The following is a 13,422-nucleotide window of genomic DNA, read 5'->3' as shown; positions in this document are numbered from 1 at the left end:
GGTGGGCGGGAACCCCGGGCGGAGGGCGGGGCTAACGTGAGGGTGTGGCGCTCTCCCTGGCGATCTCGCCCTGCCCCAACGACACGTTCGTCTTCCACGCGCTGGTGCACGGGCGGGTGCCCGACGCGCCGCCGGTCGAGGTGACGTACGCCGACGTGGACGTCACCAACACGGCGGCCGAGCGGGGTGCGTTCGACCTGGTGAAGGTGAGCTTCGCGGCGCTGCCCTGGCTGCTCGACGACTACCACCTGCTGCCCTGCGGCGGCGCGCTCGGTCGCGGCTGCGGCCCGCTGGTGCTCACCCGGGGCGATCGGGACGGCGGGCCGGACCGCACCGACCTGACCGGCGCCACGGTGGCGGTGCCGGGCGACCGGACCACCGCGTACCTGCTGTTCCGGCTCTGGTCGGCCGGGCGACCGCCGGCCCGGATCGAGGTGGTCCCGTTCCACGAGATCATGCCGGGCGTGGCGGCTGGGCGCTACGACGCGGGGCTGGTCATCCACGAGGCCCGGTTCACCTACCACCGGCACGGCCTGAGCGCCCTTGTCGACCTCGGCGAATGGTGGGAGGCCGACACCGGGCTGCCCATCCCCCTCGGCGCGATCCTGGCCAAGCGTGGCGCGGTCGACCCGGAGGCCGCGGCCGGCTGGGTCCGCGAGTCGGTCCGGCAGGCCTGGGCGGACCCGGCGGCCAGCCGGGAGTACGTGCTGGCGCACGCCCAGGAGATGGAGCTCGACGTGGTGGACCGGCACATCGGCCTCTACGTCAACGAGTTCACCGCGGACCTGGGCGAAGCCGGTTTCGCCGCGGTGGCGGCACTGCTCGATCGGGCCGCCACCGCCGGCCTGGTGCCTCAGACCTCCAGCTCGCGCGCCACCGCGTGGACCAGCTGAGCGATCTTCTGCGCGGCCTTCTTGTCCGGGTACCGACCCCGACGCAGGTCCGGCTGGACCTTCGCCTCCAGCACCTTGATCATGTCTTCGACCAGGCCGTGTAGCTCCTCGGCCGGCCGACGGCGCAGCTCCGCCATCGACGGCGGCGCGTCCAGCAGCTTGACTCCCATGGCCTGCGCGCCCCGGCGGCTGTCCACCACGCTGAAGTCGACCCGCTGGCCACCCTTGAGGTCGGTGACACCCGCCGGCAGCGCCCCCTTGGGCAGGAACACGTCGCCGCCTTCGTCACTCGTGACGAAGCCGTATCCCTTGGCCGTGTCGTACCACTTCACTCGACCCGTAGGCACCTGAAAACCCCTGCTTCACTTGAGCCGCTACTGCTCCAAGGCTAGCTGGATCATCCCGTCGAGCGCCGCTGGGAATTCGGTGAGCTCGCCCAGCACCACTTCCGCCCCGGCCGCGCCCAGCTCAGCCCGGGAGCACGGGCCGGTCGCGACACCGATGCCGGGCACCCCGGCCGCCGCCGCAGCCACCATGTCCGCGACATGGTCACCGACGTAGTGGGTCGCGTCGTGCTCCCGCAGAGCTGTCGCCTTCTGCTCGGCGAACAGGTCACCGGCCAACTCGTCGACCGCGAGGCCGAGATGGTCCAGGTGCAACCTGGCCAACCGGCCCATCTTGGCGGTGACGACCAGCACACGTCCGCCTCGCGCACGGATCGCCTCGATGGCCTCCCGGGCACCGGGCATCGGGACCGTCGGGGTGATCGCGTAAGCGGGGTACAGCTCGCGGTACTCGTGTACGGCCGACTCGAGCTGCGCCGGCGGAAACCAGTGCGCCAGCTCGGTACGCAGCGGCGGCCCAAGCCGGGACACCGCCAGGTCGGCGTCGACCGGCACGCCCGTCCGGGCGGTCAACGCCCGGAAGGTCGCGGCGATGCCGGGGCGGGAGTCGACCAGGGTCATGTCGAGATCGAATCCGACGGTCAGTGCGGGCATGCCGAAAAACGTACCCGGAGACGCCCGTCCGGCCGAACGTCCGAGGGGCGCGGAAGCCCGGTGCCGGGCTAGCGTGGAAACACGATGACCACCTCACTCGCCGACCACCTGCGGTCGCTGCCCGACGAGTCACTGGCCGCGCTCCTTCAGCTGCGGCCCGACCTCGTCGTGCCCGTGCCGGCCGATGTCTCCGCCCTGGCCATCCGTGCCCAGTCCCGGGTCTCCGTGGCCCGCGCGCTGGACGGTCTGGACCAGTTCACCCTTCAGATCCTCGACGCCGCCCGCCTCACCCGGAATCCGGACGACGCCACCACAGCCACCGACGCGGTGCTCTCGATGGCGACCGCCGGGCCGCAACCACCGGCCCCGACGGCCGTCCGGGCCGCCGTGGGCCGACTGCGTGCGCTCTTCCTGCTGTACGGCCCGGAGCACGCGCTTGAGGTGGTGCCCGCCGTCGACGAAGTCGCCCCGTACCCCGCTGGGCTCGGTCGGCCGGCCGCGGAGCTGGACCCGCGCACGGCCGCGCTCTGCGCGGACCCGGCGAAGCTCCGACGGACGGTGCTCGCCGCCCCGCCCTCGGCCCGGGCGATCCTGGACCGGTTGGCGGCCGGCCCGCCGGTGGGCAGCGTGCCGCCGGGTGCGTTGCAGGCACCGCCGCTCGGTGCGGAGGACCCGGTCCTCTCCGACCCGACCAACGGGGGCGCACCGGCCGGCTCCCCGGTGCGGTGGCTCGTCGACAACCGGCTGTTGGTCCCCGTGACAACCGGCTCGTCGACGGCCGGCGGAACGGTGGAGCTGCCCCGCGAGGTCGGCCTGCTGCTGCGCCGCGACAGCGGCCCGCTCGGGCCCCTGCGCACCAGCCCACCGCCGGTGGCCACCGCGCCGCGCGAGCCGAAGGCGGTCGACTCCGCCGGGGCCGGGCAGACCATGGAGGTGGTCCGGCACACCGAAGGGCTGCTGGAGCAACTCGCTGACGAGCCCGCGCCGGTGCTGCGGTCGGGCGGCGTCGGTGTGCGGGATCTGCGCCGGTTGGCGCGTACCGCCGGGCTGGACGAACCGACCACCGCGCTGCTCCTGGAGGTCGCGTACGCGGCGGGACTCGCCGGTGAGTTGGAGATGCCCGGCTCGGCCACCGGCCGGTACGGGGCGGATCAGCAGGTGCTGCCGACCGGCGGGTACGAGGTATGGCGAGCCGCCTCGCTGGCCCAACGGTGGGAGCATCTCGCCCGAGCGTGGCTGACCATGACCCGGCAGGTGGGGCTGGTCGGCCGCCGGGACGACCGGGACCGGCCGATCACCGCGCTCTCCGCCGAAGCCGAACGAGCCAGCGTGCCGGCCACCCGGCGGGCGGTGCTCGGCGTACTCGCCGATCTGGAACCGGCGACGGCGCCCACCCCGGAGGAGGTGCAGGACCTGCTGGACTGGCGGGCCCCGCGCCGCAGCCGGGGCCGGGACGCCGTGCACCGGGAGGTGCTGGCCGAGGCCGCGCAGCTGGGCGTGACGGGGCTGGGGGCGCTCACCACGTACGGGCGGCTGCTGCTGGGTGACCTGACGTCGACCGACGAGCGGAGCGACGACCCGCTGGGCGTGCACGCGGACGTCGAGAGCGGTGACCCGTCCAGTGCCGCGCGGGCGCTGGACGCGTTGCTGCCCGCACCGGTCGACCACTTCCTGGTCCAGGCCGACCTGACCGTGGTGGTGCCCGGCCCACCCGAGCCGGCGCTCGCCGTCGAACTGGAGGCGATGACCGAGCTCGAGTCGGCCGGTGGGGCCAGCGTGCACCGGGTCACCACGGCGAGCGTGCGGCGAGCACTGGATTCCGGCTACACCGCCGACGACCTGCATGACGTGTTCCGGCGTCGGTCGCGTACCCCGGTGCCGCAGGGGCTCACCTACCTGATCGACGACGTGGCCCGTAAGCACGGCGGGCTGCGGGTCGGCCTGGCCGGCGCGTACCTGCGCAGCGACGACGAGACGTTGATCAGTGAGGTGCTGGCCGACCGGCGGTTGGAGTCGTTGGCGCTGCGTCGGCTCGCGCCGACGGTGCTGTGTACGCAGTACCAGGTTGGTCGGTTGCTGGGCGCGCTTCGCGACGCGGGGTACGCGCCGGTGCAGGAGGACGGCACCGGCAGCACCGTGCTGGCCCGGCCGCGAATCCGACGGGCCCCGCCCCGGACGTCGGTGCTCGGCCGGACGACCGATCCGCTGGCCGCCCCGAAGCTGCCCATGCCCCGACTGCTCGGCGTGGTGGAGCACATCCGGCGGGGTGACGCGGCGGCCCGGGCGGCCCGACGGGCACCGGCGGTGGTGCGCGGTGGTGCTCCGGGACTGGGCGGTGGCCCGGTGCCGTCGCACACCCACAGCGAGGCCCTGGCGGTGCTCCAGCAGGCGGTCCGGGACAAGGCGCTGGTCTGGGTCGGTTACGTCGACGCGCACGGGGCGACAGCGTCGCGCCTGCTCAAACCTGTGTCGATCGGTGCCGGCTATTTGCGGGCCGAGGACGAACGGACCGAGATGCTGCACACGTTCGCGCTGCACCGGATCACGGCAGCGGTGGTGGCGGACTGACCGACGGCGCCACCGTGCGGGCGCTGTCGGTCAGCGGCGGCTGCGGCGTACGGTGCCGACGACCGAGATGATCAGCAGCAGGGCGAAGCCGGCACCGGCGGACTCCCCGACCGAGTCGATGAAGCCCTGCTGGAGCACCAGCCAGCCGAAGAGGAACCACCCGATGAGGAGCGTCGCCGCGACGGCGTACGCGACCACTGTCGCTCGGGACACCTCGTCGGGTGGTGCTGGCTCGTGCTCCGCGATCACGTCCTGGTCGACCGTCATACCCAGCCTCCCCGCCCGGTCCGGTCCTGGACTCCAAGGGTGACACTCGAAAGTCCGGCCGGACAGGGGGTTACTGCCGCAATTCGTTGCGTGTCGCTCAGGTGCCGGGGCGTCGGCCGATCAACACCACCCGCGTGCCGACCTTGCCGAGCTCCCACATCCGGACGGCGTCTGCGTGCAGGAGATTGACGCACCCGTGCGAGCCGATCGACTTCTCGTGCAGGTAGGTGGTGGTTTCGTGGAAGCCCATCCCCTGGGTGAAGTGCTGCCAGTACGGCAGCCACACCTCGTACGGGTCGGACCATTCCTTGGGGTTGCGGAAGTTGACGGTGTAGGTGCCGGCCGGGGTGCGGTAGCCGGACATGCCGGTGCGGGTCACCGTCGGCCTCATGATCACCTTGCCGGCGCGGAGCGCCCAGACGGTCTGTCGGGTCAGGTCCACGCAGAACGTGGTGCCCGTGCCGGCCTTGCAGCGCGCCGTGTCGGTGGTGGCGAGGCGCTGGGCCACGTCGAGGGTGGTCGGGCCGGCGCGACCCTCGACGGGGCGAATGCCGTACCTCTTCTGGAACTTCTTGATCGCGGCGCAGTCGGCGACGGACTGCCGACCGTCCACGGTGATCGTCCCGAACCCGCCCAGCCGGGCCAGGTAGGCCTCCACCGCGCGCTGGTGCTGGCCCTGCGGGCAGCCGGTCGGCGTACCGGTGCTGGGGGTCGGCCTGGTCGTCGTGCGGGTCGGCTTCGGCGTGGGTTTCCGGGAGGGCTTCGGGGTGGGAACGGCCGGCGTGGGCCGGCCGTGCTGGTCCGGCCCGGGCGTGTCGCTCGCCCCCGTTGCCTGTTCCGCCGCACCGGCTGGGGCGGCTCCCCCGCCACCACTCCCGCCGGACTGCGGATCGAACGCGCACGCACCCGCGCCGACCAGCACGACCACCACCAGGGCGACCAGCCGGGAAGCGATCCGGACATGTTCCATCGAGGCCTCCCCAGACAGTCGTCCCTTTACTAGACGTTCGTGAGTGCCGTCACGGTTGCGGCCGGTGAGCAACTTTCTTCCGCCGTCCCGCATCGTGCAACACTGGATGGTCGGCCAGCGGCGGGTATGCGACCCGTTTCGGCCGGACGGCCAACCGAGGAGAGGACGCTGGCGTGAGCGGTGGACCACTGATCGTGCAGTCGGACAAGACTCTGCTGCTGGAGATCGACCACCCCGACGCGCAGGCCTGCCGGATGGCGATCGCGCCGTTCGCGGAGCTGGAACGCTCGCCGGAGCACGTGCACACCTACCGCCTGACTCCGCTGGGTCTGTGGAACGCCCGCGCGGCGGGGCACGACGCCGAGGGTGTCGTGGACTCGCTGCTCAAGTACTCCCGCTACCCGGTGCCGCACGCGCTGCTGGTGGACGTGGCCGAGACGATGGACCGGTACGGCCGGCTCCAGCTCGCCAACGACCCGGCGTACGGGTTGGTGCTGCGTGCACTGGACCGGCTGGTGCTGATCGAGGTGGCCAAGAGCAAGAAGCTCGCCGGGATGCTCGGCGACAAGATCGACGACGACACCATCCGGGTGCACCCGTCCGAGCGTGGCCGACTCAAGCAGGCGCTCCTCAAGCTGGGCTGGCCGGCGGAGGACCTGGCCGGTTACGTCGACGGTGAGGCGCACCCCATCGAGCTGGCCGAGGCCGGCAAGGACGGGCGCAAGCCGTGGACGCTGCGCTCGTACCAGCGGGAGGCTGTCGAGGCGTTCTGGGCCGGCGGGTCGGGGGTGGTGGTGCTGCCCTGCGGCGCCGGCAAGACCCTGGTCGGTGCGGCGGCGATGGCCGAGGCGAAGGCGACCACCCTGATCCTGGTCACCAACACGGTCGCCGGCCGGCAGTGGAAGCGGGAGCTGATCGCCCGTACGTCGCTGACCGAGGAGGAGATCGGCGAGTACTCGGGCGAGCGCAAGGAGATCCGCCCGGTCACCATCGCCACGTACCAGGTGCTCACCTCGCGGCGCGGCGGCGCGTTCACCCACCTGGACCTCTTCGGCGCCCGCGACTGGGGTCTGGTCGTGTACGACGAGGTGCACCTGCTGCCCGCGCCGATCTTCCGGTTCACCGCGGACCTCCAGGCCCGCCGTCGGCTGGGCCTGACGGCCACTCTGGTACGCGAGGACGGCCGCGAGGGTGACGTGTTCAGCCTCATCGGGCCGAAGCGGTACGACGCGCCGTGGAAGGACATCGAGTCGCAGGGCTGGATCGCCCCGGCCGAGTGCACCGAGGTCCGGGTGACCCTCACGGACGCGGAGCGGATGTCGTACGCGACGGCGGAGGCGGAGGAGCGCTACCGGATGGCGGCGACCGCCCGCACCAAGCTGCCGGTGGTGAAGGCCCTGGTCGACCGGCATCCCGAGGATCAGGTGTTGGTGATCGGCGCGTACATCGACCAGCTGCACCAGCTCGGCGAGTACCTCGACGCGCCGATCATCCAGGGTTCGACCACCAACAAGGAGCGGGAGCGGCTGTTCGACGCGTTCCGGTCCGGTTCGCTGCGGACCCTGGTGATCTCGAAGGTGGGCAACTTCTCCATCGACCTGCCCGAGGCGGCGGTGGCGATCCAGGTGTCCGGGACGTTCGGGTCGCGCCAGGAGGAGGCGCAGCGGTTGGGCCGGGTGTTGCGGCCGAAGGCCGACGGCCGGCAGGCGCACTTCTACACGGTGGTGTCCCGGGACACGATCGACACGGAGTACGCGGCGCACCGGCAGCGCTTCCTCGCCGAGCAGGGGTACGCGTACACGATCGTCGACGCCGACGACGTCCTCGGCCCGAAGCTGCCCACGGTCGACTGACGCACGCACGGCCTTGATCAACTCGGTTTTCAGAAAGTCGCGGTGTCCGAAGCAGGCTGAGGCCCCGATTTCCTGAAATCCGAGTCGATCAGCGCGCCCGACTCTGACGGCACAGGCTCAGCGGGAGAAGCGCTCCACCAGCACTGCCAGCCGGCGGTCGTGGCCGGGGCGGCGGAGCCGACCGCTGCGCATCAGCGTGACCAGCCCGTGCAGGCCGCTCCAGAACGTCTCGGTGAACGTCTCCAGGTCGCCGTCTCCGACGAACGGACGCACCGTCTCGGACAGTTCGGCGAAGCCCCGAGCCAGGTCGGTCGGAACGTCCTGGGTGGCGAACGGCAGGTCCACGGCGAGGGTGAACATCGCGTCGTAGATCGCGGGCCGTTGCTGGGCGAACGCGACGTACGCGGCCGCGACGTCGGCGACCGCCTGCCGGGGGCCGGCGGCCGAGGCCCGAGCCGCGGCCACGGCGTTGGCCAGCTCGGCGAAGCCCTCGACGGCGACGGCCGCCATGATCGCGTCCTTGCCCTTGAAGTGGCTGTAGAGAACGGGCTGGCTGTACTCGATCTCGGCCGCGAGCCGCCGGGTGGTCACCGCGTCCCAGCCTTCGGCCAGGGCCAGGTCGCGTGCCGCGGTGATGATCGCCTGTTCGCGTTCCGCCCGCTCGCGCTCCCGGCGCGCCTGAGTCGACATGACCGCAACCCTAGCACCGCTAGTGTTCCTGTCGCCGCTCTGCTAGCGTCGCTCTCACATCTAGCAGCGCTAGGAATTGGAGTAGACTCATGCTGGCACCCCTCGCCTACGGGCTCGCCGTCGTACTCAGTCTTTTCGTCGCCTTCATCGGCGCGCGGTTCCTGCTGGTCCCGCAGGCTGCCGCCGCCGGGTACGGCGTGCCGGCCAGACCGGACGGTGACCCCGCCTACCTGACGGTCAAAGGACTCAAGGACCTCACCTTCGGCCTGCTCGGCCTTGCCCTGATCGCCTTCACCACCGCCGACGCGGTCGCGTGGTTCATGGTGGTCGTCGCGCTCGTCCCGCTGGGCGACACCGTCATCGTGCTCCGCAACGGCGGAACGAAGGCGGTGGCATTCGGCATCCACTTCGCCACCGCCGTCGTCGTCCTCCTGAACGCCGCCCTGCTCTTCGCCCTCTAACCCCCACCTCACCTGGTGATCAAGAGGTTTGCGTCACCGATCGGCCGTCGGTGACGCAACCTCTTGATCAACGTCACCTTGCAGGATTTCCGGCCCCACGTAGCGGGCGGACGGGCCCTGCCCGAGCCTGTCCATTTGATGTCGTGAAGCGCATGATGTGGGGGTGACTGCGCGGCGGGTAGCAATCCTGGTGACGTGTCTCGTGGTGGGAGCGCTCGGAGCGACCTTCGCCTTCAGCCAGTGGGACCAAGCAGATCGAATCGCTACCGTGGCGTCGGCCCTAGCCGCGGTAGCGGCGCTGGGTGTGGCGGTGTGGGCGGCCTTGCCGGGAAATAGCCGAGGCCACCGTGCCGGCAACACCGGCAGCGCCACCGCACGTGGGCCGGGCAGCCGAGCGAACAGCGGGGTGACGGGCTCGTCCACGATCGCAGGACCAGCGGTTGCGGATCGCACCGGCGACGCTCGGGCTAGTAATGGCGGCAGCGCCAACAGCGGTGTGAACCTCAACCCCTGACATCGAGGCCCTGCGCGGCGGAAGGGCTCGCGGTGAGCTTGAGACGATTGCCCGAGGCAGTGGCCCGCGATACCGGCAACGCGATAGCCGACGGCGGCGGATTCGCCAACACCGGCGTCATCAAGGGGTCGGTCACCATCGACTCGCGGCCTGTCGCCCGGTCGGCCTACCGCCAGCAGGTGCACCGCATCGCCCCCTCGGATCTGCTGGACCGGGAACAGGAACTGGCCGAGCTCACGGCGTTTTGCACGCTGCCTGATGCCGCCGGCTACCGGTGGTGGCGTGCGGACGCGTGGGCTGGCAAGTCGGCGCTGATGTCCTGGTTCGTCCTGCACCCGCCGAACGGGATACGACTCGTCTCGTTCTTCATCACGGCCCGCTGGGCCGGACAAAGCGACAGGGTCGCCTTCACGGACGTGGTCATCGAGCAACTGGCCGAGCTGCTTGGTGAGCCCATGCCGGCCCATTACACGGACGCGACTCGCGACCAGAGCTTTCTCGATCTACTCGACCGTGCTGCCGAGGCCTGCCAGACACGAGGTGAGCGACTGATCCTGCTCATCGACGGCTTGGATGAGGACCGCGGATCGGACGCACACAGCATCGCCGCACTGCTGCCTGCCACGCCGCCGGCCGGAATGCGCATCGTCGTTTCTGGTCGGCCGAACCCCCCGATCCCCACCGACGTGCCAGATGGCCATCCGTTGCGCGATCCCCGGATTGTTCGAGTACTGAACAGGTCGCCGCAGGCGGAGGTGAACAGGACAGACATGCTGCGGGAGTTGGGCAGGCTGCTGTCGGGCGCTCCAGCCGAGCAGGACCTGCTAGGTCTTCTCACGGCCGCCGGGGGCGGTCTCAGCGCCAGGGACCTTGCCGACTTGACCGGCTGGCCGGACTGGCAGGTCGCGGACCACCTCGGTACCGTCGCCGGTCGCTCGTTCACTCAACGCCCGAGCCGCTGGCAGCGCGACACGGGACCCGACGTGTACGTGCTCGGTCACGAAGAACTGCAGAATGCCGCCGTTGAGCGCCTTGGCCAGGCGCGACTGCAGGGCTACCGGCAGCGTCTACACGTCTGGGCCGGCACCTTTCGGGAGCAACGATGGCCGACCGGCACCCCCGAATATCTGCTGCGTGGCTATTACCGGATGCTGCTTGCCACCGGCGATGTATCCCGGATGATCGCCTGCGCCGTGGACCCTCACCGACACGACCGGATGCTCGACATCACCGGGGGTGACACTGCTGCCCTCGCTGAAATCACCACCACTCAGGACGTCATTCTCGCCCAGCCCGATCCTGACCTGGTGGACATGGCTCGCCTTGCCATTCATCGCGACAACCTCGCGGGACGCAACGCCACGATTCCGACCGGGCTACCCGCGGTCTGGGCATCCCTCGGCCAGCCTGTTCGAGCCGAGGCATTGGCACGCTCCATCGACCAACCCGATCGGCGGGCGTTGGCGTTGGCTGATCTCGCGGCGACGGTCGCCAACGGTGGCGACGTCGAGCGGGCTGGCGTGCTGGCCGACCGCGCTGAGGCGCTGATTCACTCGGTCGCTGACCCACACCGGCGGGTGCAGGTATGGATCGCCCTGGCCGGGGCAGTTGCCCAGGCAGGCGACGCTGAGCGGGTTGGCGGGCTGGCTGACCGGGCCGAGGAGCTGGTTCGCGCGGCCGACCGCCCTGACTGGCAGGCGTGGGCGCTGGCTGGCCTGGTCGTGGCGGTGGCCGCGGCAGGCGACACCGCGCGGGCTGGCAGGCTGGCTGACCGCGCCGAGGAGCTGGTTCGCTCGATCGACGGGGCGGAGAGGCGTGCACGGGCGTTGGCCGGACTGGCGGCGGCGGTGGCCGCGGCAGGCGACAGTCATCGCTCCTACACCCTGGCCTGCTCGATCGGTCAGCCTGAGCCGAGGGCGCGCGCATTGATCGCCGTGGTGAGAGCAGTGGCCGCAACGGGCGACGGCGAGCGGGCTGGTGCGTTGGCTGATCACGCCGAGGATCTGATTCGCTCACTTCCTGACCCACACCAGCGGGCGCAGGCATGGATCGTCCTCGCCGGGGCAGTCGCCCAGGCAGGCAACGCCAAGCGGGCTGGGGCCCTGGTCGAGGGTGCTGAGAACCTGATTCATTCGATGGACCCGACCGACCGAGCGCAGGCGTTGATTGGCATGGTCGTGGCGGCTGGCGGAGCTCACGACGCCGAGCGGACGATTGTGCTGGTCGACCGGGCCGAGCAGGCAGTCAACTCGATGGCTCGCCCGGACCGAAAAGCGTGGGTGCTCAGTGAGTTGGCGAGGGCCGTCGCGGAGGCCGGCGACCCGGAGCGGGCCGGTGCGCTGGCTAACCACGCCGAGGAACTGGCTCGTTCGGTCAGCGACCCGGACCGGCGGGGGCGGACGCTGGCCGCTCTGGCCCCGGCGCTGGCTGCGGCCGGCGACTTCGATCGGGCAGAGACACTGGTGCGTTCGATCAGCGGTGGAAGGCTGGAGGCAGAAGCCTGGGCATCCCTGGTGCGAGTGATGGCTGCGGCAGGCGAAATCGAGCGGGCCGAAGAGCTGGTGCGTTCGATCGGCGGCGGTGACCGCCAGGATCGGGCACTAGCTGCGCTCGCGCCGGCGGTGGCCGCAGTGGGCGAGGTTGAGCGGGCAGAGATGTTGGTCCGTTCGATCCTGAACCGCGACCGACAGGAGCAGGCGTTGTCTGGGCTGGTGCCGGCGATGGCCGCAGCGGGCGAAATTGAGCGGGCGGAGAACCTGGCCCGTTCGATCACCAACCAGAGTCGCAGGGAGTGGACCTTGGGTGCGCTGGTGCCGGCGATGGCCGCAGCGGGCGAGATTGAGCGGGCAGAGTTGTTGGCCCGCTCAATTGGTCGCCGTCGGGGGCGGGCCGAAGCGATGACCGCGATAGCGGAAACGGCGGCAGGCATGGCGGAGACCGCGGCCGCCGACGGCAACACGAAGCGGGCGGGGGCGATCATTCGCTCGATCAGGAGCCCCGACCGACAGGCGGCAGTGGTGACCGCTCTTGCGCGACGGATCGCTGCGGCTGGCCAGATCGAACAGGCAGAAGCGTTGGTGCGGTCCGTTCAGCGTCCGAAGCAGCAGGCAGAGGCACTCAGCGCGCTGGCGGAGACGGTGGCTGCGGGGGGCGACGCGGAGCGAGCGGAAGCATTGGTCTCCTCGATTGACCGCCTCGACTGGCGGGTGCCGGCGTTGGCGGCTCTGGTAACGGCGGTCGCCAACGCTGGTGATGGAGAGAAGGCGGGTGCCCTGGCCGACCGGGCGGAAGAGTTGGCTCGGTCGATCAACCCTCTGGACCGGCGTGCCCGGGTGATGGGCGTGCTGGCTGCGGCGGTTGCTGCGACCGGTGACATCGACCGGGCCACCAGGCTTGCCCAATTGATCGACAACCCGGAGAGTCGGGCGAGAGCCTTGACCGCCGTCGTGATCTCGACGGCCGGGGCAGGGTGCACTGAGCCCGTCTGCGCGCTTGCTCACCAGGCCGAGGAGCTGGTTCACCTCATTGAACGTCTGGACAGCCGGGCGCGGGCGGTGGCACGGCTGGCAGTGGCAATGGCGGTGGTCGGCGATGCTGAGCGGGCCAGTGCGCTGGCTGACCAAGCCGAGGAAATGGTTCGTTCAATCAGCAACCGGAACCAGCGCGCACAGATTTCTCTCACGCTTGCGGAGATCGCTGTGGCAGGCGGCAAGATCGAGTGGGCCCAGAAGCTGGTCCGTTCGATTGGCCGCCCGGATCAGCAGGCGTCCATGTTGGCCGCGCTGGCAGGGACGGCGATGGAAGCCGGGAACGTCGAGTCGGCCAAGGAGTTGGCCCAGTCGATACGGAATCAGGAGCGGCAGGCGTCGCTGCTGACCAGACTCGCCAGAACAGCAATGGCCGGCGGCGACACCGAGGGTGCCGAGAAATTGGCCCGCTCGATCGGAAATTTGGAGCGACAGGCAGCGGCGCTGACTGCGTTGGCAGAAATGGACGCTGCCCGCGGACCGATGCTCATCGCGTGGGCGTTCCGGCTAGGCAGCTGGACGACTCCGCTGAGGGCTCTGGTTCAAGTCCAGCCAGCTGCGTTGACGGAGGTCGCTGACGAATTCCTGGATCTCGCCTGAAGGCCAGAGCTGTGTCGTTGAACCCAAGTCGATCAAGGCGGAAGGCGCGCGGCGGGACGTGTCACGACGTGGGGGGCGGGC

The 13,422-nt window shown here is 70.8% G+C and carries 10 protein-coding genes; 5 read left to right on the top strand and 5 right to left on the bottom strand.

Annotated elements, in window-relative coordinates:
- Positions 1-44 precede the first annotated feature (44 nt).
- Positions 45-893 (top strand): 1,4-dihydroxy-6-naphtoate synthase, encoded by an 849-nt coding sequence (locus tag DLJ59_RS27280; protein ID WP_124775877.1) that lies wholly within the window; start codon positions 45-47, stop codon positions 891-893.
- Here the strand turns inward: DLJ59_RS27280 and DLJ59_RS27275 are convergent.
- Together DLJ59_RS27275 and DLJ59_RS27270 are read right to left on the bottom strand one after the other, a co-directional pair.
- Positions 854-1,240, bottom strand: coding sequence for a cold-shock protein (locus DLJ59_RS27275; protein WP_074316242.1), 387 nt, complete (start codon positions 1,238-1,240; stop codon positions 854-856). The genes DLJ59_RS27280 and DLJ59_RS27275 overlap by 40 nt on opposite strands.
- 27 nt (positions 1,241-1,267) lie before the next feature.
- Complete coding sequence (locus DLJ59_RS27270) at positions 1,268-1,891, bottom strand: HAD family hydrolase (RefSeq protein WP_124775875.1); 624 nt, start codon at positions 1,889-1,891, stop codon at positions 1,268-1,270.
- 84 nt (positions 1,892-1,975) lie between these two features.
- Here DLJ59_RS27270 and DLJ59_RS27265 point away from each other — a divergent pair, with 84 nt between their 5' ends.
- The gene (locus DLJ59_RS27265; protein ID WP_124775873.1) at positions 1,976-4,459 is read left to right on the top strand and encodes a helicase-associated domain-containing protein; all 2,484 of its coding nucleotides are present in this window, start codon (positions 1,976-1,978) and stop codon (positions 4,457-4,459) included.
- Between the two features lie 30 nt (positions 4,460-4,489).
- On the opposite strand, the gene DLJ59_RS27260 is transcribed toward DLJ59_RS27265, so the two are convergent.
- Together DLJ59_RS27260 and DLJ59_RS27255 are read right to left on the bottom strand one after the other, a co-directional pair.
- Positions 4,490-4,726 carry a hypothetical protein gene (locus DLJ59_RS27260; protein WP_124775871.1) on the bottom strand — a complete coding sequence of 79 codons (237 nt, stop codon included), beginning with the start codon at positions 4,724-4,726 and terminating at the stop codon, positions 4,490-4,492.
- A 97-nt stretch (positions 4,727-4,823) separates the two neighbouring features.
- A complete protein-coding gene (locus DLJ59_RS27255; protein WP_124775869.1) occupies positions 4,824-5,696 on the bottom strand; it encodes a L,D-transpeptidase family protein in 873 nt (290 codons plus the stop codon).
- A gap of 173 nt (positions 5,697-5,869) precedes the next feature.
- On the opposite strand from DLJ59_RS27255, the gene DLJ59_RS27250 reads away from it, so the two are divergent.
- The gene (locus DLJ59_RS27250) at positions 5,870-7,549 is read left to right on the top strand and encodes a DNA repair helicase XPB (RefSeq protein ID WP_124775867.1); all 1,680 of its coding nucleotides are present in this window, start codon (positions 5,870-5,872) and stop codon (positions 7,547-7,549) included.
- Positions 7,550-7,666: 117 nt separating this feature from the next.
- On the opposite strand, the gene DLJ59_RS27245 is transcribed toward DLJ59_RS27250, so the two are convergent.
- On the bottom strand, positions 7,667-8,239 hold the full coding sequence (locus DLJ59_RS27245; protein WP_124775865.1) for a TetR/AcrR family transcriptional regulator: 573 nt from the start codon (positions 8,237-8,239) through the stop codon (positions 7,667-7,669).
- An 89-nt stretch (positions 8,240-8,328) separates the two neighbouring features.
- Here DLJ59_RS27245 and DLJ59_RS27240 point away from each other — a divergent pair, with 89 nt between their 5' ends.
- Entirely contained in the window at positions 8,329-8,700 is a 372-nt protein-coding gene (locus DLJ59_RS27240; protein ID WP_124775863.1) for a DUF4267 domain-containing protein, read from the top strand.
- Between the two features lie 546 nt (positions 8,701-9,246).
- Positions 9,247-13,341 carry a P-loop NTPase family protein gene (locus DLJ59_RS27230; protein ID WP_124775861.1) on the top strand — a complete coding sequence of 1,365 codons (4,095 nt, stop codon included), beginning with the start codon at positions 9,247-9,249 and terminating at the stop codon, positions 13,339-13,341.
- The last annotated feature ends 81 nt before the right edge of the window (positions 13,342-13,422 follow it).

This window comes from Micromonospora inaquosa (assembly GCF_003857055.1).
GTDB classification, from domain to species: domain Bacteria; phylum Actinomycetota; class Actinomycetes; order Mycobacteriales; family Micromonosporaceae; genus Micromonospora; species Micromonospora inaquosa.
Note: the sequence above shows the minus strand (reverse complement) of the source record. Positions and strands in the feature narration are given on the sequence as shown.